The following is a 22,389-nucleotide window of genomic DNA, read 5'->3' as shown; positions in this document are numbered from 1 at the left end:
GCAGGAAGGTGCTGTTCAAATTGGAGATTGGAGGAGTCTTTTCATTCCATTGGAGCCACAAGCCGAAGCCTCATGTCACACGCCTCTGTCACACAGTAGGGTCAGCGCAACGAATTGAAAAGGCTTAACTTATTGATCCCGTTGGTATCGGGATGGGAATGGTGCCCAGAAGAGGACTCGAACCTCCACGCCTCGCGGCACACGGACCTGAACCGTGCGCGTCTACCAATTCCGCCATCTGGGCTGGTGGCGCTCATGTAAGCGGGCCGGCCTGTCCTGTCAACGCGCTTTTTCGACCCTTTCCGGATTTAACTGTCAGCAGATCCCGGGGCGGGGGGATCAGGCCAGCGACGCCGGCAGAAATTAACCTTTTATTTGCCCTGTCGGTTTAGCATGGATTAACCTTTGGCCGACCCTGCGGCCTATCGTGAACTGGCGGCGCGCGATGAGTAACGGACAAAGCCCGGAGGACTGGAGACGTGAGCGCGCCCTTGCCGCGCTGGCCCGCGCCATGCGCGGGGAGGATGACGCCTCTCCCGGACGCCAGCCCGAGGCCGGTGATCCGGTGAACGAATGGCGCCGCACGGCAGCCGGGCGCCACCGGCTTGCCCGCCAGCAGCGCGAATCTGGCAAAGGCCACGAGCAGGAAGCAGAAAGCCGTCCTGCCGAACCGCCGGAAACGCCGGATACCATGCCGCCAACGCTGCTGGAGATTGTGCCGCGGAGGGAAGAAATCGTCCCGCCGGTCCCGGAGACGCCGCCTGCCGGGCTTGCGCAGGACGAGGTCCGATCCCTGTGGGACGATGTCCCGACGCCGCCGGAGGCACCTGACGCTGCCGGGGAACAGCCAACCGGACGGGAGGAACGGCCGGGCTCCGCGGAGGCTTTTACGACAGATCTCTCCGGATCGCCTCTCGTCTCCGATTCCGCCGCCCCCGATCACGCCGGGAATGATCCCGCCGGGCATGGGGGAAAGGCGGAGGAGAAACCCGTTGTCCGCGTCCGGCCCGGTATTGCGGGTTCGCGTCCGCTGATCCTGCGTATCACGCTTCTGGGCGCGCTGATCGGCATCGCGGCTGCCCTGCTTTTGTGGAGTTCCCTGGGAGCGATTGCCGCCTTCCTGCCGCTCGCGGGCCTTTTTCTCGGGCTTGCAGCCGGCCTTGCCGTCGCATGGAGACGGCCGGAAGCCGCCGTGAACGCGAAGGTGGAGGACGCGCCGCCACCCCGCCTTGCAGCCCGCGCACAGGATGATTCGCCAGGCGGCGGACAGGCTGACTCGTCAGGTGCGGAGCCGGCTGGCGGGAACAGCGCTTCGCCGCTCGGCCATCCGCCTTCTGTGGAGGAAATCCGCGCCAGCCTGCGCCAGTTCCGCGCCGCGACGCAGGATCTCGCCCGCCAGCGCGCCCGGCGCTGATTTCCGGTCTTCCAAAGCGGCCTTTTCGGGTTTAGGGCATCCGGCGACGCATTGACGTGGGTGCGGCGTGAAATCTTCGCATCATATGCCAGCGGGCAGCGCAGATGGAGATCGGCATGAGTGAAGTCATCGATGGCAGGAAGATGTCGGCCGAGGTGATCGGCAAGGTGAAGGCCCTCACCGCCGATCTTGCTGCGAAAGGTGGCGGCAAACCCGGCCTTGCCGTGGTGATCGTCGGCGAGGACCCGGCCAGCCAGGTCTATGTCGCCAACAAGTCGCGCACGGCGAAGGAGTGCGGCTTCCATTCGGTTCAGCATACGTTGCCTGCCGACGCCGCCGAGGCGGACTTGCTGAAGCTGATCGGCGAACTGAATGCCGATCCCGCCATCCACGGCATTCTGGTTCAGCTTCCGGTTCCCGATCATATCGACAGCGGCAAGGTCATTCAGACCATCGCGCCGGAGAAGGATGTCGACGGCTTCACCTTCGTCAATGTCGGCAAGCTCGGCACCGGCGAGGCGGAGACCGCCTTCGTGCCCTGTACCCCGGCCGGTTCCATGCTGCTGATCGAGCGCGTGCGCGGCAAGGACCTGTCCGGGCTGAACGCGGTGGTCATCGGCCGCTCCAACATCGTCGGCAAGCCGATGGCCAATCTCCTGCTGGCGGCCAACTGCACCGTCACCGTCGCCCATTCGCGCACGAAGGATCTGGCCGCGCTGGCCCGCACCGCCGATATTCTGGTGGCGGCGGTCGGCCGTCCGGAAATGGTGAAGGGCGACTGGGTGAAGCCCGGGGCCACCGTCATCGATGTCGGCATCAACCGCATTCCCGCACCCGAAAAGAGTGAGGGCAAGACGCGGCTGGTCGGCGACGTCGCTTATGCCGGGGCGGCGGAAGTGGCGGGCGCGATCACGCCCGTTCCGGGCGGCGTCGGGCCGATGACCATCGCCATGCTGATGGCCAATACGGTCGCTTCCGCTTATCTCGCCGCCGGGCTGGCCCGTCCACGCTTCTGATCAGGCGGCGTTGCCGAAGGCGCTGGCACCCTGATCGGCGCGGCCGGCCAGATGCCGGAAGCCGGCAAACAGCTCGCGCCCGAAGCCGAATTCGTTTTCGGAAAGGTCGGCGCCGGCCTGCGGCCGCAGCGCCAGCTCGGTGGCCGGCACCAGCAGCTCCAGCGTGCCGGCGGTCGCGTCGAGGCGCACCATGTCGCCGTCCCTGATCTTGCCGATCGCGCCACCCTCCAGTGCTTCCGGCGTAACGTGGATGGCCGCCGGCACCTTGCCGGAGGCGCCGGACATGCGCCCGTCGGTGACCAAAGCGACGCGCTGGCCGCGGTCCTGCAATATGCCGAGCACGGTGGTCAGCTTGTGCAGTTCCGGCATGCCGTTGGCCTTCGGCCCCTGGAAGCGCACGACCGCGACGAAATCGCCGGTGAGCTCGCCGGCCCTGAAGGCGTCGTTGAGACCCTGCTGGCTGTGGAAGACGCGCGCAGGCGCCTCGATCACATGCCGCTCCGGCTTGACCGCCGAGGTCTTGATGATGGCGTGGCCGATATTGCCGGCCAGCACCTTGAGGCCGCCGGTCGGCCGGAACGCCTTGGCGAAGGGCGCCAGCACCTTTTCGTCGCCGCTTGTGGCTGGAGCGGCCTCGCGCACCACCGAGCCGTCCGTCCCGAGCTTCGCTTCCACCGCATAGGCGCGCAGGCCCTCGCCCCACACGGTCTGCACGTCCTCGTGCAGCAGCCCGGCGTCGAGCAGTTCGCGGATCAGGAAGCCCATGCCGCCGGCGGCAGCGAAATGGTTCACGTCGGCGAGCCCGTTCGGATAGACGCGCGCCAGAAGCGGCACCGCTTCCGACAGGTCGGAAATGTCCTGCCAGGTCAGCCTGATGCCGCCCGCCGCCGCCATGGCGATGAGATGGATGGTGTGGTTGGTGGAGCCGCCGGTGGCGTGCAGCCCGACCACGCCGTTGACGACGGCGCGTTCGTCGATCATGCGGCCGACCGGCGTGTAGGCATTGCCGAGCCGCGTGATGGCGAGCGCGCGTCTGGCGGCTTCCTTCGTCAGCGCGTCGCGCAGCGGTGTGCCGGGATTGACGAAGGATGCGCCCGGCGTGTGCAGGCCCATGATCTCCATCAGCATCTGGTTGGAATTGGCGGTGCCGTAGAAGGTGCAGGTGCCGGGGCCGTGATAGGATTTCGACTCGGCCTCCAGCAGCTCGGCGCGGCCGACCTTGCCTTCGGCATAGAGCTGGCGCACGCGCGCCTTCTCGTCGTTGGGCAGGCCGCTGGTCATCGGGCCCGCCGGAACGAACACAGCCGGCAGATGGCCGAAAGTCAGCGCCGCGATCACAAGGCCGGGCACGATCTTGTCGCAGACGCCGAGGAAGACGGCGGCGTCGAACATATTGTGCGAAAGGCCGACGGCGGCAGCCATGGCGATGACGTCGCGCGAGAACAGCGACAGCTCCATGCCGGGCATGCCTTGGGTCACGCCATCGCACATGGCCGGCACGCCGCCCGCCACCTGCGCGATGCCGCCGGCCTCGCGCGCCGCCTGCTTGATGAGGGCGGGGAAGGTCTCGAACGGCTGGTGCGCCGAAAGCATGTCGTTATGGGCGGTGACGATGCCGAGGTTGGGCACCGTGTCGCCGGACAGGGCGATCTTTTCCTGCGGAGTGCACACGGCAAAGCCGTGGGCGAGATTGCCGCAGCCCAGCACCGCGCGGTTCGCGGATTTTCCGGCGGCGTCGGTAATGCGGGCGAGATAGGCTTCGCGGCCGGAGCGCGAGCGCTCCCTGATCCGGTCCGTGATGGCTTGGATGTCGCTTCTGGCTGTCATCGGATGATCCTTCCGTGGTCCGCCGTCGTCACCGACGGCCTGTTCCGGGTTCCTTTCGCGGTCAGGGCGCCCAGAACACCCCTACCGGCTGCGGCGATGCCTCGATCACCGCCCGGACGGGTTTTTTGTCATTGCCTTCCATGGCCGCTTCGAAGACCGCGCGTTTTTCCGCACCCTCGATGTGCAGGGCAAGAAAGCCGGCCCCGACCAGGCGCCCCATGGAAAGCGTCAGGCGCGGCTCGCCGGCGCTTGCTGCGTTTACGGGCAACACCGCGCGCGCACCGGCCGGGTCGAGCAGGGTGGAGAGCGCATCGGCGTCGGGAAAGAAGGAGGCGGTGTGGCCGTCCGTGCCCATGCCGAGGATTGCGGCATCGAGCGGCCAGTTCAGGGTGGCAAGCTGCGCCTCGGCCTGCGATGCGGCTTCAGCGGCATTCTCCGCGGCCTGATAAAGCGGCATGAAGCGTGCGGCGGATGCCGCGTTGCGCAGCAGTCTGTCGGTCACCAATGCGGCGTTGGAACGTGGCGAGGAAGGCGGCACGAAACGCTCGTCCACCAGCGTCACCGTCACCTTGTCCCATGCGATGTCGCGCGTCGAAAGCGCCTCGAAGAAGCGGCCCGGCGTGGTGCCGCCCGAAACCGCCAGCAGGCCGCCGCCGCGCCGGTCGATTGCGGCGGCGAGCTTTTCCGCCACCGCGCCGGCCAGCGCCCCGGCCAGCGCTTCGCGGGTCGGGAACTCGGTCCAGCTGTAGCCGCTCGTCGCCATGCTCAGGTGCTTTCGTGCCAGGTGCGCCCGTCGCGCTCGATCAGCGCGATCGAGGCGGAAGGCCCCCATGTGCCGGCCGTATAGCCCTGCACATCCTGCCGGGAGCCTTCCCACGCCTGCTGGATCGGGTCGATCCAGCTCCACGCCGCCTCGACCTCGTCGCGGCGCATGAACAGGGTCTGGTTGCCGCGCACCACATCCATGATCAGCCGCTCATAGGCGTCCGGCGCGCGGCCCTTGAAGGACTGGGCAAAGCTCATGTCGAGCGGAATCTGGCGCAGCCGCATGCCGCCGGGACCGGGGTCCTTGATCATGATGAACTGCTTGACGCCCTCGTCGGGTTGCAGGCGGATGACGAGCTGGTTGGCGAAGATCGGCCCCGCTCCGTCACCGAAGATCGAATGCGGGATCGGCTTGAACTCGATGACGATCTCCGAGACGCGGGTGGCCAGCCGCTTGCCGGTTCGCAGGTAGAAGGGCACGTTCGCCCAGCGCCAGTTCTCGATCTCGGCGCGGATGGCGACGAAGGTCTCGGTGCCGCTGTCCTTGCCCAGCTCCTCGATATAGCCCTTGACCGGGCCGCCGGCCGAGGCGCCTGCACGGTACTGGCCGCGCACCGTGTGCCGGGGCGCTTCGTTGCCGTTGATGCGCTTGAGCGCGCGCAGGACCTTCAGCTTCTCGTCGCGCACCGCATCGGCGTCCATGGAGGACGGCGCCTCCATGGCGACGAGGCACAGCAGTTGCAGCAGATGGTTCTGCACCATGTCGCGCAATGCGCCGGCCTTGTCGTAATAGGTGACGCGGTCTTCCAGCCCCACCGTTTCGGCCACCGTGATCTGGACATGGTCGATATGGGCCGAATTCCACAGCGGCTCGTAGAGCGCGTTGGCGAAGCGCAGCGCCATCAGGTTCTGCACCGTCTCCTTGCCGAGATAGTGGTCGATGCGGAAGATCTGGCTTTCGCGGAAATTCCTGCCGACGAGATCGTTGAGTTCGCGCGCCGAATCGAGGTCCCGCCCGAGCGGCTTTTCCAGCACGATGCGCGAGGCGGGCGTGATGAGGTCGTACGCCTTCAGGTTGCGCGAGATGTCGCCGAACAGGGAGGGCGCAACCGCCAGATAGAAGGCGCGGATGCGGGTGCTGTCGCCGATCGCCGCCTTCAGTTCCTCGAAGCCTTCGCCGCTCACGGCGTCGGCCGCCACATAGGAGATACGGGCAAGGAACTCGTCCAGCTCCGCCTTGTCGATGTATTCCGGCGCGACATGCTGCTCTATGGCCTTGCGGGCGAAGGCGCGGAACTCGTCGTCGCTCATCTTCGAGCGCGAGGTGCCGATGATTCGCGTCGGCTCTGAAAACTGATGGTCGCGCTGCCGGTGATAGAGCGACGGCAGAAGCTTGCGTTCCGACAGGTCGCCGGTGCCGCCGAAGATGATGAAGTCGAAGGGGTCGACGGGAATGATCTGGCTGGTCATGGTGCGTCCGTGGCATTATCCATGTTGTTCGGCATCGTCCGGGCAACGCAGCCGATATAATCTAATCGATTTAATTTGACCAGTGCCATGGCGTCGCAGCGCTGGCATTGTTACCAATTCCAAATCGTGGCCGCAGCGGGTTGCGACGCTGGTACCGTACGTCCATGCCTCTATTCTAGTGCGGGCTCCGGACCGAACCAAGGCGAATGCAGAGGAGAAAACCCCACATGGATGCATCAACGCCAGAATGCGCCGAATGGCGTCAGATCATCGGCGGCAAAAGCGTCGGGGCGGTTTCGGGCGGCCGGATCGATGCGGTTTGCCCGTCTGACGGCAAGGTTTTTGCCTCCATTCCGGCCTCGGACGCGCAGGATGTGGATCTGGCGGTACGGGCAGCACGGCAGGCTTTCGACGAGGGCCCGTGGGGCCGCATGCCGGCGGTGGAACGCGGACGGCTGCTGACGCGGCTGGGCCTTCTGGTCGGGCGCCATGCGGAAGAGCTGGCGGCGCTCGAATCGCGCGATACCGGCAAGCCGCTCAGGCAGGGCCGCGCGGATGTGACGGCGACAATGCGCTATTACGAATTCTACGGCGGCGCGGCCGACAAGCTTCATGGCGACACCATTCCCTTCCTCGACGGCTACACGGCGCTGACCCTGCGCGAGCCGCATGGCGTGGTCGCCGGCATCATTCCGTGGAACTATCCCTTGCAGATCCTGGCGCGGGTGGCCGGCGCGGCGCTCGCCATGGGCAATGTGCTGGTGGCGAAGCCGGCCGAGGATGCCTCGCTGACCACGATCCGCATCGCGGAGCTGGCGCTGGAGGCCGGCTTTCCCGAAGGCGTTTTCAATGTGGTGACGGGATATGGAAGCGAGGCGGGCGCGGCCCTTTCCGGCCATCCAGGCGTGGATTACGTCACCTTCACCGGCTCGCCGGGAACCGGGACAGCCATCCAGCAGGCGGCGGCCCTCAACAATCGCGGCGTGACCATGGAACTTGGCGGGAAATCGCCGCAGATCGTCTTTGCCGACGCCGATCTCGACAAGGTGCTGCCGGTTCTGGTCAACGCCATCATCCAGAATGCCGGACAGACCTGCTCGGCCGGCAGCCGCGTGCTGATCGAGCGCCCGGCCTATGACGCGGTTGCAGAGGCGCTGGCCGGCCGTTTCGCGAAGCTGGTCGCCGGCCCCCATGATGCCGACCCCGAACGCGATCTCGGCCCGCTGGTCAGCGCCCGCCAGCGCGCCCGCGTCGCCGCCATGGTCGAGGAAGCAGAGGCTTCCGGCATTGCCGTGCTGGCGCGCGGCACCGTGGACGAGCGTGCGCCGCAGGGCGGCTTCTATGCCGCGCCGGTGCTGTTCGGCGCCGTCGATCCGGCAGCGAGGATCGCCCGGGAGGAAATCTTCGGTCCCGTGCTGTCGCTGTTTTCCTTCGAGGGCGAGGACGAGGCGGTGCGGCTCGCCAACGGCACCGACTATGGTCTCGTCGCCGGCATCTGGACGCGTGACGGCGCGCGCCAGCATCGGCTGGCAAAGCGGGTGCGTGCCGGGCAGGTCTTCGTCAACAGCTACGGCGCGGGCGGTGGGGTGGAACTGCCCTTCGGCGGCTTCGGCCGCTCGGGCCACGGCCGCGAGAAGGGGTTCGAGGCGCTCTACGACATGTCGGCGACCAAGACGGTCGTGTTCGACCATCGGTAAGCGTTCAGTTACAGGCAAGGCAACAAGCGAAAGAGCAGGACATGAGATTGAAGGACAAGGTCGCCATCGTCACCGGGGCGGCGGCGGGATTCGGCGAGGGCATTGCCCGCCGTTTCGCTGAAGAAGGTGCCAAGGTTGTGGTGGCGGATCTCAATGCGCGCGGCGCCGCCGAACTGGCCGAGGAGATCGGCAACGACGCCATCGCCGTCACCACCGACGTTTCCCAGCGCGCCGATGTCGAACAGATGGTCTATGCCGCCAAGAGCGCCTTCGACCGGGTCGACATCGTCGTCAACAATGCCGGCTTCACCCACCGCAACGGCGACCTGCTGGGCGTGGACGAAGCGACCTTCGATCTCATCACCGCCGTCAACATGAAGGCGATCTATTACAGCACGCTGGCGGTGGTGCCGACGATGCAGAGGCAGGGCGGCGGCGTCATCCTCACCACCGCCTCGACGGCCGGCCTGAGGCCGCGGCCGGGGCTGACATGGTACAATGCATCGAAGGGCTGGGCGATAACCGCCACCAAGTCGATGGCAGTGGAGCTCGCGCCGCACAACATCAGGGCGAACTGCCTGTGCCCGGTGGCCGGCGACACGGCGATGCTGGAGCGCTTCATGGGTTCCGATACGCCGGAACTGCGCGAGAGGTTCCGCGCCTCGGTGCCGCTGGGGCGGTTGTCGACGCCGCTCGACATTGCCAATGCGGCGCTGTGGCTGGCCTCGGACGAGGCGGCTTTCATCACCGGTGTGGCGCTGGAGGTCGATGGCGGCCGCTGCGTGTGAGCGGTCAGTCCCGGTCCAGGAAATCCTTGTAGACGAAGCCACGCTGGTCCTTGTGAACGATCTCGCACCAGCTGTCGCAGGAGATCACTTTCACTTCGGTGCCGCCGGGAATGGTGCCGATGGCGGAGCCGCCGGGGCCCGAGCGGAAGGTGACACCGCGGGTGATGCGGCCAGTTCCCGTGGCCGCGGCTGCGGCCGCAGGCGGTTTCGGCTTCGGTGCGGGGATGGCGGCAGTGCGGGTTCCGCTTCCGGTCTCCGGAGCGATGTCGCCGGCTTCGGCATCGGGTACGATGATCGCCGCCGCGGCCTGCGTATCGATTTCCGGCACCCTTGGCTCGGGCATCAGGGCCAGCGGCTGGATCTCCGGATCGGCCTCCGTTGCCGGAGCGGCGGCTACGGCAGGTGCCGCTTCCGGAGCCGCAGGGGTTTCCGCTACGACCGGCTGTGCGTCGTCCGCCGCATCCGGTGCCGTCATTTCCTGCGGGGCTGCCCTGGCGGCGACAGGCTTGTCGTTTCTTGGAAGGGTGAACCAGAAAGCGGTAATTGCGATGGCAATGAAGGCGAAGCTGCCAAGAGCGGCGATGACGAGATGGGAATGTTCCTTGACCCGGTGCCAGTGCGAAGCCGGCGTGCTGTAGCCATACTGCACCGAACGCTGCCGTCTCGGTTTGCCGAAACCCGGTAGACCTTTCACTTCGCCATCTCCAAAGAGCCGGCCGTCTGCGTAAGAGCCCCGTCCCCCGTTCGCAGCGGTCTTGGATGCGGATGGGCCAATCTTACAGCTTTTGCCGCGACAGGCCATTCGCAACCGTCATCTTAAGGCAAATTGTGGCATCACTGCGCATATGGCGCGCCAAAAGCAGCCAATATCATAGCAAAACTTGTGGCCGATCCGATTTCATAGGAAAAGCACGCAGGTCCTGATCGGCGGGTGGCGAATCGTGCGTTTGCGAACAGTTGCGGCTTTGAGCTTCCTCCTTGCCGGGCTTTTGCAGCCCGGACAGAGCGTTTTTGCCGAAGAGCCGGTCATCCCGCTGTTGTGGGATGCGAAGGAGCGCCTGCCCCGGCCGGACCTTTCCGCGTTGCCCCGGCTGCGCTTTCTCACCACGACCGATTTTCCGCCTTTCAATTTCCTCGACGGTCAGGCGCGCCTGTCCGGGTTCCATGTCGATCTCGCCCGCGCCATCTGCGCCCGCCTCGACCTCGCCGACAAATGCCAGATTCAGGCATTGCCGTGGGACGAGTTGCAGGAGGCGCTGGAAAAGGGGGAGGGTGAGGCGATTATCGCGGGGCTGGCCGCCACCGCCGAAACGCGCGCCACATATGCCTTCTCGCGCCCCTATCTGCAATTCCCCGCGCGGTTCGCCGTGCAGAAGTCGCGCCCGCTGGCCGAGCCGCTCCACGACAGGTTGCAGGACAGGCCGGTCGGGGTAATCGTCGGTTCGGCGCATGAGCGCATGTTGCAGGATTATTTCAGCGCTGTGAAAATCGTGCCCCTGCCGGACGAGGACGCGCTCCATGCCGAACTGAAAGCCGGCAGGATCGACGCGGCCTTCGGGGACGGCATGCGTCTTTCGTTCTGGCTGGCCGGTGCCGAATCGGAAAAATGCTGCCGCTTCGCAGGCGGCCCCTATATCGCCCCGGAATATCTCGGCACCGGGCTCGCCATCGCCACCCGCGCCGACGATGCGTTGCTGCCCGCCGCCTTCGATTACGCGCTTCAGGAAATATCGGCGAAGGGCATCTTCGCGGAATTGTATCTTCGCTATTTCCCGATCGGTTTCTACTGAACTTTTATGGTAAGCGCTCGCTAACGTTCGGGGCTGCTATTCGAACACGATGGATGGCCCGCTGCCGCCCTTTTCCTCCTGCAGCCGTTGCCAGACCCGGGTGGCGATGTCGCGGTAGATACGCGCTTCCGGGCCGTCAGGCCGGCCGACGGTGACGGGTTCGCCGTCATCCGAGCTTTCGCGGATGCCCATCTCCAGCGGCACCTCGCCGAGGAAGGGAACGCCCAGCCGCTCCGCTTCCTGCCTGGCGCCGCCATGGCCGAAAATATCGTAGCGCTTGCCGGTGTCCAGCGCGATGAAATAGCTCATGTTCTCGACGATTCCGAGCAGAGGCACGTCGACTTTCCTGAACATGTTCAGCCCCTTGCGGGCGTCGATAAGGGCGAGGTCCTGCGGCGTCGAGACGATGACCGCGCCGGCCAGCGGCACCTGCTGGGCCATGGTGAGCTGGGCGTCGCCGGTGCCGGGGGGCATGTCCACCACCAGCACGTCGAGATGGCCCCAGTCCACCTCGCGCAACATCTGGGTCAGTGCCGACACGACCATCGGTCCGCGCCAGATCATCGGCGTCTCCTCGTCGACGAGGAAGCCCATCGACATGACCTTGAGGCCATAGTTCTGCATGGGCTTGAGGATCTTGCCGTCGGCGCTCTCGGGGCGGCCGTGCATGCCGAGCAGCCTTGGCATGGAGGGGCCGTAGATGTCGGCGTCGAGCACGCCCACCTTCAGCCCGTTGGCGGCAAGACCCAGGGCGAGGTTCACCGCAGTGGTCGATTTGCCGACGCCACCCTTGCCGGAAGCGACGGCGACGATGGCGTCGATACCCGGAACGCCGCGCTTGCCGGGGCTTTGCGACGGTGGCGCGGGTTGCGCCTGACGCGGGGGAGGCGCGGCGGGACGGGACGGGGCTGCCCGGCCCGGAGCGGGGCGGGGAGGTGCCGCCGCTTCCATGCCGCCACCCTTCTTCTCGGCCGTCAGCGTCACCACCGCGCCGGTGACGCCGGGAATGGCCTTCACAACGCGTTCGGCCGCGGCACGCAGCGGCTCCATCTGGTCGGCGCGAGCGGCCGGCACGGTTATGGAGAAGAACACCTTGCCGTCGGCGATGAAGATTTCGGAGAGCATGCCGAGATCGACGACATTGCCGGAGAAGTCCGGCCCGCTCACGCTTCTCAGCCGCTCGGTGACAAGTTCCTTGGTGACGGACATTGCGTGTACCTCATGCCTGGGTGTGCTGCCGGGAGCGTTCCCTGAGATACTGCATAAGTCCGGCCGCTCCAAGCGCCGGCGGCTGCGTCATCGTGCCAGCGGGGCTCAGGCAGCCAGTTGCGTCAGATAATAGGTGACGGCCGAGATCGCGGCGGTTGCGGGCAGCGTGACGACCCAGGCGATGACGATGTTGCCGGCGATGCCCCAGCGCACCGCCGACACACGGCGGGCCGCCCCTACGCCTATGATGGCGCCGGTGATGGTGTGGGTGGTCGAGACCGGAATGCCGAGCCATGTCGCGCCGAACAGGGTGAGCGCGCCGCCGGTCTCGGCGCAGAAGCCCTGCATCGGGTTCAGCCGCGTGATCTTCGAGCCCATGGTGTGCACGATGCGCCAGCCGCCGAACAGGGTTCCCAGCGCCAGCACCGCCTGGCAGGTCAGCACCACCCACAGCGGCACGTAGAACGTGTCGCCCAGCATGCCCTGCGAATAGAGCAGGACCGCGATGATGCCCATGGTCTTCTGGGCGTCGTTGCCGCCGTGGCCGAGCGAATAGAGCGAGGCCGATATGAATTGCAGGACGCGGAACGAGCGGTCCACCGCGAAAGGGGTCTGGCGCACGAACAGCCACGACACGATCAGCACCAGAACGAGCGCCAGCACGAAGCCGGTCAGCGGTGAAAGCACGATGGCCGAGGTCGTCTTGAGCACGCCGGTCCACACCACGGCGTCGAGCCCGGCCTTGGCGATCCCCGCGCCCAGCAGGCCGCCGATCAGCGCATGCGAGCTGCTCGACGGGATGCCGGCCAGCCAGGTGATGATGTTCCAGGCAATGGCGCCCGCAAGGGCGGCGAAGATGACCCCCGGCGTGACGATGTTGGCGTCCACGATGCCGGTGCCCAGCGTCTCGGCCACATGCAGGCCGAAGAACAGGAAGGCGATGAAGTTGAAGAACGCCGCCCAGAACACGGCATATTGCGGGCGCAGCACCCGCGTCGAGACGATGGTGGCGATGGAATTCGCCGCATCGTGCAGCCCGTTGAGGAAGTCGAAGAACAGCGCGACGCCGATCAGGCCGATCAGCAGCGGAAGAGCGATTGTGGCGTCCATATCCGGTCAGACGTTTTCGATGACGATGCCGGAAATCTCGCTCGCCACGTCCTCGAATCGGTCCACCACCTTTTCGAGCTGGTTGTAGAGCTCCGAGCCGACGAAATAGGCCAGGGCGTCGCCTTTGGCGTGCCGGTGATAGAGGTCCCTCAGACCGCGCTCGTGCAGATCGTCGGAACGCTCCTCCACCCGAACCACTTCCTCGGCGATCGCGGTCAGGCGAAGCACATTCTGCCCGACCTTGTTGAGCAGCGGCACGGCTTCGGCGACCAGCCTGGCGGCCTCGACGATGGCGACGCCCATTTCCTGCATCAGCGGATCGAACTCCGTCTGCTCGAAGCGGCGCACCGTCTTGACGGTCTTGTGCATCATGTCGATGGCGTCGTCCATCGACTGGATGAGGTCCTGGATGTCGCTGCGGTCGAAGGGGGTGATGAAGGAGCGGCGCACTGCCAGCATCACTTCGGCGGTGATGAGGTCGGCTTCCTTTTCCAGCCGCACGATCTCGTCGCCGTTCTTCTCGACGTCCTGTCCGGCGAGCAGGCGTTGCAGCGCCTCGGCTGCGCCCACCACGGCGCGGGAATGGCGTTCGAAGAGATCGAAGAACCCGTCCTCGCGCGGAAGCAGCTTCCTGAACCAGCCAAGCATGTCGGATCTTTCGTCGGTTACCGATGCTTCCCCTTAACGCCGGTTTCGTCCGGTGCAAACCTGTAGTCGGCTGAAAAATGTGGAAGCCGGCCGCATTTTCGGCAGTTTCGCGGCGTGTCTTGCGCGGTGCGGCGATTTCTCCGACCTTAGGCACGGAATTGCCCACACAGGTTTCGGACCGGATGATCGACAAGCTGGAATTCTTCATCGCCCTTGCCCGGGAGGAGCATTTCGGCCGTGCGGCCGAGCTGTGCGGCATCACGCAGCCCACGCTTTCGGCCGCGATCAAGCAGCTCGAGGACCAGCTCGGCGTGATGCTGGTCAAGCGCGGCTCGCGCTTTCAGGGCCTGACGCCCGAGGGCGAGCAGGTGCTCGGCTGGGCCCGGCGCATCGTCGGCGATGCGCATGCGATGCGCGAGGAAATGCGCGCCGCCCGCCACGGACTGTCGGGCCGCATCCGCATCGCCGCCATCCCGACCGCGCTGGCGATGATGCCGCGCCTGACCACGCCGTTCCGCGAGAAGCATCCCGGCGTGACCTTCTCGATCCTGTCGCGCACCTCGATCGAAATCCTGTCGCTGCTCGGGAATTTCGAGATCGACGCCGGCATCACCTATCTCGACAACGAGCCGCTCGGGCGAGTGACCAGCGTGCCGCTCTATCACGAGCGTTACCAGCTCATCACCTCCAGCGGCAATCCGCTGGCCGGGCGTGACAAGGTGACATGGGAGGAGGTGAGCCGGCTGCCATTGTGCCTGCTGACGCCCGACATGCAGAACCGGCGCATCATCGACCAGCATCTGGCCGAAGCGGGCGTGCAGATGCGCCCGACGCTGGAGAGCAACTCCATGATCGTGCTGTTCTCGCATATCCGCACCGGCAAATGGTCGTCGATCATGCCGCTCACCCTGACCGAAACCTTCGGCTTCGCCGATCCGGTGCGGGCCATTCCCATCGTCGAGCCCGACGCCAGCCACACGGTGGGACTGGTCGCCGGCCCGCACATGCCGCACACGCCGCTGGTCTCGGCGCTTCTGGACGAGGCGATGACGCTGGCGAGAGATTTCAGGACCTGAAACGGTAGTAAAGGTGATGATGCCGTCCGGTCGATAGAAGATATCTATCGAACCACGGAAGAGCTTTATTGATCAAGGCGTTATTCTCTGGTTGCATAACGCTCTGGCGAGAGGTCGCATTTGCTCAGGGAGGGCGCTGCATGGTCATGCAGGGCGCAGGTACCGGGATCGAGGCGCAGGTGGCGTCGATCGTCGACGGCATGAAGGGCATGGAGGGGCCGCTTCTGCCCATCCTGCACGAGGTGCAGGAGGAATTCGGCTATGTGCCGCACGAAGCCCTGCCGGTCATCGCCAGGGGGCTGAACCTGTCGCGCGCCGAGGTCTATGGTGTCGTCTCCTTCTATCACGACTACCGCAAGGAACCGGCCGGCCGCCATGTGCTGAAGGTCTGTCAGGCGGAATCCTGCCAGTCCATGGGCTCCGACGACGTCGCGGCGCGTCTCAGGCAGGCGCTCGGTATCGATTTCCACCAGACGACGCCGGACGGGCGGGTGACGCTGGAGCCGGTCTACTGCCTCGGCCTGTGCGCCTGTTCGCCGGCCGCGATGCTCGATGGCGAGGTCATCGGCCGCATCGATGCCGACCGCATCGACGAGATCGTCGCGGAGGTGCGGGCATGAAACCGGTCATCTACATCCCCGGCGATTCCGGCGCGCTGGCGCTCGGCGCCGACAAGGTGGCCGCTTCCATTGCCGGCGAGCTGAAGCAGCGCGGCATCGAGGCCAGCATCGTCCGCAACGGCTCGCGCGGCGCCTATTTCCTCGAGCCGATGGTCGAGGTCGAGACGCAAGCGGGCCGCGTCGCCTACGGTCCGGTAAGGGCGGCGCAGGTAAAAGGCTTGTTCGATGCCGGTTTCCTGTCCGGCGGCGCGCACGAGCTGGCGCTGGGCGATCCGGAAGAGATTCCCTTCATCGCCCGCCAGACGCGGCTCACCTTCGCCCGCTGCGGCATCACCGATCCGTTCTCGCTGGAGGACTACGAGCGCCATGGCGGCCTTGCCGGACTGCGCAGGGCAGCGACGATGGCGCCGGCGCAGATCGTGGCAGAGGTCACGGAATCCGGGTTGCGCGGCCGCGGCGGCGCAGGCTTTCCGACCGGCATCAAGTGGAAGACGGTGCTCGATACCGGCGATGTGCAAAAATACATCGTCTGCAACGCCGACGAGGGCGATTCCGGTACCTTCGCCGACCGCATGATCATGGAGGGCGACCCCTTCGTGCTGGTCGAGGGCATGGCCATCGCCGGCCTCGCCACCGGAGCCACGAAGGGCTTCATCTATATCCGTTCCGAATATCCGCATGCGGTTGCCGCCATGCGCCGGGCGGTGGAGATCGCGCGCGGGGCCAAGGTGCTGGGGCCGGATGTGCTGGGCTCCGGACGGGTCTTCGACATGGAAGTGCGCGTCGGCGCCGGTGCCTATGTCTGCGGCGAGGAGACGGCGCTGCTCGACAGCCTCGAAGGCAAGCGCGGCATGGTGCGCGCCAAGCCGCCGCTACCGGCCCACAAGGGTCTGTTCGGCAGGCCGACGGTGATCAACAACGTCATCTCGCTGGCTTCCGTACCGATCATCCTCGACAGGGGCGCGGCCTATTACAAGGATTTCGGCATGGGCCGTTCGCGCGGCACCATTCCGATCCAGATCGCCGGCAACATAAGGCATGGCGGCCTGTTCGAGACGGCCTTCGGCCTGACGCTCGGCGAGATCGTCGACGACATCGGCGGCGGCACAGCCACCGGGCGTCCGGTCAAGGCGGTACAGGTCGGCGGCCCTCTCGGGGCCTATTTTCCGCGCGCGCTTTTTGACACGCCTTTCGATTACGAGGCATTCGCCGCAAAGGACGGGCTGATCGGCCATGCCGGCATCGTCGTTTTCGACGACAGCGCCGACATGCTGAAGCAGGCGCGTTTCGCCATGGAATTCTGTGCCCTCGAAAGCTGCGGCAAGTGCACGCCCTGCCGCGTCGGCTCGACGCGCGGCGTCGAGGTGCTGGACAGGCTGGCCGCCGGAATTGCGCCTGACAGTCAGATCGAACTGGTTACTGACCTGTGCAACACCATGAAATTCGGTTCGCTGTGCGCGCTGGGCGGCTTCACGCCCTATCCGGTGATGAGCGCGCTGACGCACTTCCCCGAGGACTTCAAGCCGGCACCGATGCGGGAGGCTGCGGAATGACGATGCACATCTGTTTCCGTGATTGCGCCGCTTTTGGGTGCTATCGTATGTGTCCGGGAGCCTGAGCCATGGGTCTGATACACGAAATCGACTACGGCACACCTGAATCGCAGGCCGAAAAACAGGTCACACTGATCGTCGACGGCAAGCCGGTCACTGTGCCCGAGGGCACCTCGATCATGCGCGCGTCGATGGAAGCGGGCGTGGAAATACCGAAGCTGTGCGCAACGGACATGCTGGATTCCTTCGGCTCGTGCCGCATCTGCCTGGTGGAGATCGAGGGCCGCAACGGCACGCCCGCCTCCTGCACCACGCCGGTCGGCGAAGGCATGGTGGTCCACACACGCACCGATCGGCTCGACGCCATCCGCAAGGGCGTGATGGAGCTCTACGTTTCCGATCACCCGAGCGGCTGGAACGAGGAACGCGGCACTGGCCTCAGCGAGTTCGACAAGGTGGCCGCCGAAGTAGGGCTGGAAGAGAACCGCTACGGGCTGGATGGCCGCAACCATGTCGCGCCGGGCAACGGCTCGCTCAACATCGACTATCTCGTGCGCGACGAGACCAACCCCTATTTCATCTACGATCCCTCGCAGTGCATCGTGTGCTCGCGCTGCGTGCGCGCCTGCGAGGACGTGCAGGGCACCTTCGCGCTGACCGTCGAGGGCAGGGGTTTCGAATCCCGCATCGTGGCCGGCATGAGCGAGGATTTCGTCGAATCCGAATGCGTGTCCTGCGGCGCCTGCGTGCAGGCGTGTCCCACCGATGCGTTGCGCGAGAAATCGGTGCTGGAACACGGCATGCCGGAGCGCTCCGTGGTCACCACCTGCGCCTATTGCGGCGTCGGCTGCTCGTTCAAGGCCGAGATGAAGGGCGACGAGGTCCTGCGCATGATGCCCTACAAGGGCGGCGACGCGAATCATGGCCACAGCTGCGTCAAGGGCCGCTTCGCCTATGGCTATGCCACGCACAGGGACCGCATCCTCAAGCCGATGATCCGCGAGAAGATTTCCGATCCGTGGCGTGAGGTGACGTGGGAGGAGGCGCTTGCCCATACCGCAAGCGAGTTCCGCCGCATCCAGCACCAGTACGGGCGGACCGCCGTTGGCGGCATCACCTCGTCGCGCTGCACAAACGAGGAGACCTATCTCGTCCAGAAGCTGGTGCGGCAGGGCTTCGGCAACAACAATGTCGACACCTGCGCCCGCGTCTGCCATTCCCCCACCGGCTACGGGCTGGGGCAGTCCTACGGCACCTCGGCCGGCACGCAGGACTTCGATTCGATCGAGCAAAGCGATGTCATCGTCGTCATCGGCGCCAATCCGACCGACGCGCATCCGGTGTTCGGCTCGCGCATGAAGAAGCGCCTGCGTGAAGGCGCGCGGCTGATCGTCATCGATCCGCGCCGTACCGATCTGGTCCGCAGCCCGCATGTGAGGGCAGACTATCATCTTGCGCTCAGGCCCGGCACCAACGTCGCGCTGCTCACGGCGCTCGCCCACGTCATCGTTACCGAAGGTCTGGTGGACGAACAATTCGTGCGCGAGCGCTGCGAATGGGACGCTTTCCAGGACTGGGCCGGCTTCGTCGCCGACGAGGCCAACAGCCCCGAGGCCGTTTCCGCCTATATCGGCGTGCCGGCAGAGGAGATCCGCGGAGCCGCGCGCCTCTACGCCACCGGCGGCAACGGCGCGATCTACTACGGCCTCGGCGTGACCGAACACAGCCAGGGCTCGACCGCCGTGATGGCCATCGCCAATCTGGCCATGGCGACCGGCAATATCGGCCGCCCCGGCGTTGGCGTGAATCCGTTGCGCGGGCAGAACAATGTACAGGGTTCCTGCGACATGGGCTCCTTCCCGCACGAGCTGCCGGGGTACCGCCACATCTCCGGCGACGCCACGCGCGCCATCTACGAGGAGTTGTGGGGGGTGAAGCTCGACAACGAGCCGGGCCTGCGCATCCCCAACATGCTGGATGCCGCCGTCGATGGCAGCTTCAAGGGGCTCTATGTGCAGGGCGAGGACATTCTCCAGTCCGATCCCGACACCCATCACGTCGCCGCCGGCCTTGCCGCCATGGAATGCGTGGTGGTGCAGGACCTGTTCCTGAACGAAACGGCCAACTACGCCCATGTCTTCCTGCCGGGTTCGACCTTCCTGGAGAAGGACGGCACCTTCACCAATGCCGAGCGCCGCATCAACCGCGTGCGCAAGGTGATGGAGCCCAGGGCCCGCTATGCCGACTGGGAGGCGACACAGGAACTGGCGCGCGCGCTCGGCCTCGACTGGAACTACACCCACCCCTCGCAGATCATGGATGAGATCGCGGCGACGACGCCGAGCTTCGCCAATGTCTCCTTCGACCTGATCGACGAGATGGGCTCGGTGCAGTGGCCCTGCAACGACAAGGCGCCGCAGGGCACGCCGATCATGCATGTCGACGGCTTCGTGCGCGGCAAAGGCAGGTTCATCCGCACCGAGTATGTGGCGACGGACGAGAAGACCGGCCCACGCTTCCCATTGTTGCTCACCACGGGGCGCATCCTGTCCCAGTACAATGTCGGCGCCCAGACCCGGCGCACCGAAAATGTCGTGTGGCATGACGAGGACCGGCTGGAAATCCATCCGCACGATGCCGAGCAGCGTGGCATCCGCAACGGCGACTGGGTGCGCGTGGCGAGCCGCGCCGGCGAGACCTCGCTGCGGGCGCTGATCACCGACCGCGTGTCGCCGGGCGTGGTCTACACCACCTTCCATCATCCGATGACGCAGGCCAATGTGGTGACGACGGACTATTCGGACTGGGCGACCAACTGCCCCGAATACAAGGTCACCGCCGTGCAGGTCGCACCGTCCAACGGTCCGAGCGAATGGCAGCTCGAATATGACGAGCAGGCGCGGCGCAGCCGGCGCATCGCGTCGCTGGCGGCCGAGTAAGTGCGCGGGGCGGCGGCTGATGCTATGATGGACATCATGATCCGTCCTGACGCAACGCTTTCCGCCGCCTGTTCCTCCGATGCCGCCGAAGGCGCGTCGCGCTCCGTTGTGACGGCCATAAGGCGCATCACGCATCGGCCCGATGGCGTTTCGGCCGCCGACCGCATGGTGCCGGAGGAGACGCCGATCGCCCTTTCCTACAGCGGCACCACCCATGCGGTGATGATGGCCTCCCCGGCGGATTTCGAGGATTTCGCCCTCGGTTTCTCCATCACCGAGGGCATCGTCGCCTCAGCCGGGGAAATAGACGCGGTCGAGGTACAGGACCTCGGAGCCGGCATCGACATCCAGATTCGCTTGCACGACGCCGCCAACAGGCGCTTCGAGGCCCGGCGGCGCAGGCTTGCCGGCCCGGTGGGCTGCGGCTTGTGCGGCATCGAGTCGATCGAGGAGGCGATGCGCAGCGTGGCTATCGTCGGCGCATCGAAGGTGAACCTGACGCCTGACGATATCACCCGTTCGGTGCGGCTTCTTTCCGGGCTCCAGCCTCTGCATCGCCAGACCGGCGCGGTGCATGCGGCCGGCTTCTATGTGCCGGGCCAGGGCGTCGTCGCGGCACGCGAGGATGTCGGCCGTCACAACGCGCTGGACAAGCTGGCCGGCGCGCTGTCGCGGGCGGGAACGGCAGGCGCTGCCGGCGCGGTCGTCGTCACCTCGCGTGTGTCGGTGGAGATGGTGCAGAAGACCGCTTCCATAGGTTCGCCCTTCATCATCGCCGTTTCGGCGCCGACGGCGCTTGCCATCCGCACGGCACAAGCCGCCGGGGTGACGCTGGTGGCGCTGGTGCGCGGCGACGATTTCGACATTTTCACCCATTCCCATCGCGTCGTATCCGGAGGTGCCAGGCATGTCGCCTGACAAGCTCGTCTACCAGGCCAACCAGATCGCAAAATTCTTCCGCTCCAAGCCGCATGACGAGGGCGTCGCCGGCGTTGCCGAGCACATCAACAGGTTCTGGGAGCCGCGCATGCGCAGTCAGTTCTTCGAGATGATCGAGGCGGGTCATGCCGGGTTCGACACCCTCGTCGTCGAGGCGGCCACTCAGGTGCGCCCGCCGCCACCGGCAGAGACGGTTCCGGGCTGAGGGGCGGACCGGTCAGATCATCTCCAGGGGCCGCTTGCGCGCGGGCGGCGCGAAGTCGCGGTCGAGTGCCGCGAGATCGTCCTGTGTCAGCGAAATCTCCGCGGCGGCGATGTTCTGGCGCACATGCTGTGGCCGCACCGCCTTGGGAATGGCGATGACGCCGTCCTCCCGCATCACCCATGCCAGCGCGATCTGCGCGGGAGTCGCTCCATGGCGGGCGGCGACGGTCCCGATGGCGCTGTCCTGCGCCAGTGCGCCCTGCTCGATGGGCGAATAGGCCATGACGGGCATGGAGCGCTCGCGGCTCCACGGCAACAGATCGAACTCGATACCGCGCCGCGAGAGATTATAGAGCACCTGATTGCTCTGGCAGTTCCTGCCGGCAGGCAGCGCGGACAGCTCCTGCATGTCGCCGGTGTCGAAGTTGGAGACGCCCCAGTGGCGGATCTTGCCGGCTGCCTTCAGCGCCTCGAAGGCTTCGACCGTCTCGGCAAGCGGCACGCCGCCGCGCCAGTGCAGCAGGTAGAGGTCGATCCGGTCGGTGCCGAGCCGCTTCAGGCTGCGCTCGCAGGCGGCCACTGTGCCGGTGCGCGAGGCGTTGGAGGGCAGCACCTTGGAGACGATGAACAGACCGTCGCGGCGTCCCTTTATCGCCTCGCCCACCACCAGTTCGGCATCGGCATACATTTCAGCCGTGTCGATCAGCGTCGCCCCGAGATCGAGGCCGAGCCGCAGCGCCGCCGTCTCGTCGGCGAAGCTGCCCCCGCGCTCGCCCATCGTCCAGGTGCCGAGCCCGAAGACGGGCACGGCCTCTCCGCACGGCAGGGCAGTGGTCCTGATCGGCATCGGCGGTCTCCGGCTCATGGAATCGGCACCATGATGGCGCGGATGACGATGCGAGGCAATTGCGCGGCGCTTATTGCACCGGATGCGCCTGAAGCCACTCCTGCATCTGCCTGATCTCGGCTTCCTGCGCGGCGATGACCTCCCCGGCCAGCTTGCGCATCTCCGGGTCCTTGCCGTGCTCCAGCAGCACCCTGGCCATGTCGATGGCGGCCTGATGGTGGGGGATCATGCCGCGCGCGAAATCGACATCGGCGTCGCCGCTGTAGTCCATTGCCGCCATGTCGGCATGCATCTTGTCCATGGCCGCCTTGTAGCCGGCTACGGAAGCGCTTTCGGCGCTCGCCGCCGCCGCGCCATGGCCGGCGTGGTCGTCCTGCGCCGAGGCGATCTGGTAGCAGCCGAGCCCGACGGCGAGAGCGGCGGCCACAGCGGCGATCTTCATTTTCCTGCATATCATAATGGTTCTCCTGTGTGGGC

At 66.1% G+C, this 22,389-nt stretch carries 20 protein-coding genes and 1 tRNA gene; 11 read left to right on the top strand and 10 right to left on the bottom strand.

Features of this window, described 5'->3' with window-relative positions; translation table 11 throughout:
• Positions 1 to 159 precede the first annotated feature (159 nt).
• Positions 160 to 244: transfer RNA gene (locus DES43_RS15055), tRNA-Leu, on the bottom strand.
• Positions 245 to 445: 201 nt separating this feature from the next.
• On the opposite strand from DES43_RS15055, the gene DES43_RS15050 reads away from it, so the two are divergent.
• The gene (locus tag DES43_RS15050; RefSeq protein ID WP_133675768.1) at positions 446 to 1,414 is read left to right on the top strand and encodes a serine/threonine-protein kinase; all 969 of its coding nucleotides are present in this window, start codon (positions 446 to 448) and stop codon (positions 1,412 to 1,414) included.
• A gap of 116 nt (positions 1,415 to 1,530) precedes the next feature.
• A complete protein-coding gene (gene folD, locus DES43_RS15045) occupies positions 1,531 to 2,430 on the top strand; it encodes a bifunctional methylenetetrahydrofolate dehydrogenase/methenyltetrahydrofolate cyclohydrolase FolD (protein WP_035030097.1) in 900 nt (299 codons plus the stop codon).
• Here the strand turns inward: folD and edd are convergent, their stop codons facing one another.
• The 3 genes from edd to zwf form a co-directional block, all read right to left on the bottom strand.
• Positions 2,431 to 4,257, bottom strand: a complete 1,827-nt coding sequence (gene edd, locus DES43_RS15040) for a phosphogluconate dehydratase (protein ID WP_035029984.1) — start codon at positions 4,255 to 4,257, stop codon at positions 2,431 to 2,433.
• Between the two features lie 61 nt (positions 4,258 to 4,318).
• Positions 4,319 to 5,020, bottom strand: coding sequence for a 6-phosphogluconolactonase (pgl, locus tag DES43_RS15035; RefSeq protein ID WP_133675766.1), 702 nt, complete (start codon positions 5,018 to 5,020; stop codon positions 4,319 to 4,321).
• Between the two features lie 2 nt (positions 5,021 to 5,022).
• Positions 5,023 to 6,492 carry a glucose-6-phosphate dehydrogenase gene (gene zwf / locus DES43_RS15030; protein ID WP_035029982.1) on the bottom strand — a complete coding sequence of 490 codons (1,470 nt, stop codon included), beginning with the start codon at positions 6,490 to 6,492 and terminating at the stop codon, positions 5,023 to 5,025.
• A 227-nt stretch (positions 6,493 to 6,719) separates the two neighbouring features.
• Between zwf and DES43_RS15025 the strand changes: the two genes are divergently transcribed.
• Together DES43_RS15025 and DES43_RS15020 are read left to right on the top strand one after the other, a co-directional pair.
• Positions 6,720 to 8,189, top strand: a complete 1,470-nt coding sequence (locus tag DES43_RS15025; RefSeq protein WP_035029979.1) for an aldehyde dehydrogenase family protein — start codon at positions 6,720 to 6,722, stop codon at positions 8,187 to 8,189.
• 41 nt (positions 8,190 to 8,230) lie between these two features.
• Positions 8,231 to 8,977 carry an SDR family oxidoreductase gene (locus tag DES43_RS15020; RefSeq protein WP_035029976.1) on the top strand — a complete coding sequence of 249 codons (747 nt, stop codon included), beginning with the start codon at positions 8,231 to 8,233 and terminating at the stop codon, positions 8,975 to 8,977.
• Between the two features lie 4 nt (positions 8,978 to 8,981).
• Here the strand turns inward: DES43_RS15020 and DES43_RS15015 are convergent, their stop codons facing one another.
• The gene (locus DES43_RS15015) at positions 8,982 to 9,671 is read right to left on the bottom strand and encodes an SH3 domain-containing protein (protein ID WP_133675764.1); all 690 of its coding nucleotides are present in this window, start codon (positions 9,669 to 9,671) and stop codon (positions 8,982 to 8,984) included.
• Between the two features lie 247 nt (positions 9,672 to 9,918).
• Between DES43_RS15015 and DES43_RS15010 the strand changes: the two genes are divergently transcribed.
• On the top strand, positions 9,919 to 10,767 hold the full coding sequence (locus DES43_RS15010) for an ABC transporter substrate-binding protein (protein ID WP_035029970.1): 849 nt from the start codon (positions 9,919 to 9,921) through the stop codon (positions 10,765 to 10,767).
• Between the two features lie 36 nt (positions 10,768 to 10,803).
• Here the strand turns inward: DES43_RS15010 and DES43_RS15005 are convergent, their stop codons facing one another.
• The 3 genes from DES43_RS15005 to DES43_RS14995 all read right to left on the bottom strand — a co-directional run bounded on the left by DES43_RS15005 (position 10,804) and on the right by DES43_RS14995 (position 13,734).
• Positions 10,804 to 11,976, bottom strand: coding sequence for an Mrp/NBP35 family ATP-binding protein (locus DES43_RS15005; protein ID WP_035029967.1), 1,173 nt, complete (start codon positions 11,974 to 11,976; stop codon positions 10,804 to 10,806).
• Positions 11,977 to 12,081: 105 nt separating this feature from the next.
• On the bottom strand, positions 12,082 to 13,086 hold the full coding sequence (locus tag DES43_RS15000) for an inorganic phosphate transporter (protein WP_035029965.1): 1,005 nt from the start codon (positions 13,084 to 13,086) through the stop codon (positions 12,082 to 12,084).
• Between the two features lie 6 nt (positions 13,087 to 13,092).
• A complete protein-coding gene (locus DES43_RS14995) occupies positions 13,093 to 13,734 on the bottom strand; it encodes a DUF47 domain-containing protein (RefSeq protein WP_035029962.1) in 642 nt (213 codons plus the stop codon).
• 182 nt (positions 13,735 to 13,916) lie between these two features.
• On the opposite strand from DES43_RS14995, the gene DES43_RS14990 reads away from it, so the two are divergent.
• The 6 genes from DES43_RS14990 to DES43_RS14965 all read left to right on the top strand — a co-directional run bounded on the left by DES43_RS14990 (position 13,917) and on the right by DES43_RS14965 (position 21,066).
• On the top strand, positions 13,917 to 14,810 hold the full coding sequence (locus DES43_RS14990) for a LysR family transcriptional regulator (RefSeq protein WP_035030092.1): 894 nt from the start codon (positions 13,917 to 13,919) through the stop codon (positions 14,808 to 14,810).
• 140 nt (positions 14,811 to 14,950) lie between these two features.
• Positions 14,951 to 15,430 (top strand): formate dehydrogenase subunit gamma, encoded by a 480-nt coding sequence (locus tag DES43_RS14985; protein ID WP_035029959.1) that lies wholly within the window; start codon positions 14,951 to 14,953, stop codon positions 15,428 to 15,430.
• The gene (locus DES43_RS14980; protein ID WP_035029956.1) at positions 15,427 to 16,983 is read left to right on the top strand and encodes a formate dehydrogenase beta subunit; all 1,557 of its coding nucleotides are present in this window, start codon (positions 15,427 to 15,429) and stop codon (positions 16,981 to 16,983) included. The genes DES43_RS14985 and DES43_RS14980 overlap by 4 nt, the downstream gene beginning before the upstream one ends.
• A 68-nt stretch (positions 16,984 to 17,051) precedes the next feature.
• A complete protein-coding gene (fdhF, locus tag DES43_RS14975; RefSeq protein ID WP_035029953.1) occupies positions 17,052 to 19,922 on the top strand; it encodes a formate dehydrogenase subunit alpha in 2,871 nt (956 codons plus the stop codon).
• Positions 19,923 to 19,958: 36 nt separating this feature from the next.
• Complete coding sequence (gene fdhD, locus DES43_RS14970; protein ID WP_133675762.1) at positions 19,959 to 20,840, top strand: formate dehydrogenase accessory sulfurtransferase FdhD; 882 nt, start codon at positions 19,959 to 19,961, stop codon at positions 20,838 to 20,840.
• Positions 20,830 to 21,066 (top strand): formate dehydrogenase subunit delta, encoded by a 237-nt coding sequence (locus tag DES43_RS14965; RefSeq protein ID WP_035029951.1) that lies wholly within the window; start codon positions 20,830 to 20,832, stop codon positions 21,064 to 21,066. The genes fdhD and DES43_RS14965 overlap by 11 nt, the downstream gene beginning before the upstream one ends.
• 12 nt (positions 21,067 to 21,078) lie before the next feature.
• Here DES43_RS14965 and DES43_RS14960 read toward each other — a convergent pair whose 3' ends face one another.
• Positions 21,079 to 21,912, bottom strand: a complete 834-nt coding sequence (locus DES43_RS14960) for an aldo/keto reductase (protein ID WP_035029948.1) — start codon at positions 21,910 to 21,912, stop codon at positions 21,079 to 21,081.
• Positions 21,913 to 21,982: 70 nt separating this feature from the next.
• Positions 21,983 to 22,354: a CopM family metallochaperone gene (copM, locus tag DES43_RS14955; RefSeq protein ID WP_133675760.1), complete on the bottom strand. Its 372-nt coding sequence runs from the start codon at positions 22,352 to 22,354 to the stop codon at positions 21,983 to 21,985.
• Between the last annotated feature and the right edge of the window lie 35 nt (positions 22,355 to 22,389).

The organism is Aquamicrobium defluvii, assembly GCF_004363725.1.
In the GTDB taxonomy this organism is placed as follows: Bacteria; Pseudomonadota; Alphaproteobacteria; order Rhizobiales; family Rhizobiaceae; genus Mesorhizobium; species Mesorhizobium defluvii.
Note: the sequence above shows the minus strand (reverse complement) of the source record. Positions and strands in the feature narration are given on the sequence as shown.

What these genes read in the sequence shown, in the direction of transcription:
- DES43_RS14980 (WP_035029956.1), top strand. Translation starts at nt 15,427, where the DNA reads ATGAAACCGGTCATCTACATCCCCGGCGATTCCGGCGCGCTGGCGCTC.
- DES43_RS15005 (WP_035029967.1), bottom strand. Translation starts at nt 11,976, where the DNA reads ATGTCCGTCACCAAGGAACTTGTCACCGAGCGGCTGAGAAGCGTGAGC.
- fdhD (WP_133675762.1), top strand. Translation starts at nt 19,959, where the DNA reads ATGATCCGTCCTGACGCAACGCTTTCCGCCGCCTGTTCCTCCGATGCC.
- fdhF (WP_035029953.1), top strand. Translation starts at nt 17,052, where the DNA reads ATGGGTCTGATACACGAAATCGACTACGGCACACCTGAATCGCAGGCC.
- edd (WP_035029984.1), bottom strand. Translation starts at nt 4,257, where the DNA reads ATGACAGCCAGAAGCGACATCCAAGCCATCACGGACCGGATCAGGGAG.
- DES43_RS15000 (WP_035029965.1), bottom strand. Translation starts at nt 13,086, where the DNA reads ATGGACGCCACAATCGCTCTTCCGCTGCTGATCGGCCTGATCGGCGTC.
- folD (WP_035030097.1), top strand. Translation starts at nt 1,531, where the DNA reads ATGAGTGAAGTCATCGATGGCAGGAAGATGTCGGCCGAGGTGATCGGC.
- DES43_RS15025 (WP_035029979.1), top strand. Translation starts at nt 6,720, where the DNA reads ATGGATGCATCAACGCCAGAATGCGCCGAATGGCGTCAGATCATCGGC.
- DES43_RS15020 (WP_035029976.1), top strand. Translation starts at nt 8,231, where the DNA reads ATGAGATTGAAGGACAAGGTCGCCATCGTCACCGGGGCGGCGGCGGGA.
- DES43_RS14990 (WP_035030092.1), top strand. Translation starts at nt 13,917, where the DNA reads ATGATCGACAAGCTGGAATTCTTCATCGCCCTTGCCCGGGAGGAGCAT.
- DES43_RS15050 (WP_133675768.1), top strand. Translation starts at nt 446, where the DNA reads ATGAGTAACGGACAAAGCCCGGAGGACTGGAGACGTGAGCGCGCCCTT.
- pgl (WP_133675766.1), bottom strand. Translation starts at nt 5,020, where the DNA reads ATGGCGACGAGCGGCTACAGCTGGACCGAGTTCCCGACCCGCGAAGCG.
- DES43_RS14985 (WP_035029959.1), top strand. Translation starts at nt 14,951, where the DNA reads ATGGTCATGCAGGGCGCAGGTACCGGGATCGAGGCGCAGGTGGCGTCG.
- copM (WP_133675760.1), bottom strand. Translation starts at nt 22,354, where the DNA reads ATGAAGATCGCCGCTGTGGCCGCCGCTCTCGCCGTCGGGCTCGGCTGC.
- DES43_RS14960 (WP_035029948.1), bottom strand. Translation starts at nt 21,912, where the DNA reads ATGCCGATCAGGACCACTGCCCTGCCGTGCGGAGAGGCCGTGCCCGTC.
- zwf (WP_035029982.1), bottom strand. Translation starts at nt 6,492, where the DNA reads ATGACCAGCCAGATCATTCCCGTCGACCCCTTCGACTTCATCATCTTC.
- DES43_RS14995 (WP_035029962.1), bottom strand. Translation starts at nt 13,734, where the DNA reads ATGCTTGGCTGGTTCAGGAAGCTGCTTCCGCGCGAGGACGGGTTCTTC.
- DES43_RS14965 (WP_035029951.1), top strand. Translation starts at nt 20,830, where the DNA reads ATGTCGCCTGACAAGCTCGTCTACCAGGCCAACCAGATCGCAAAATTC.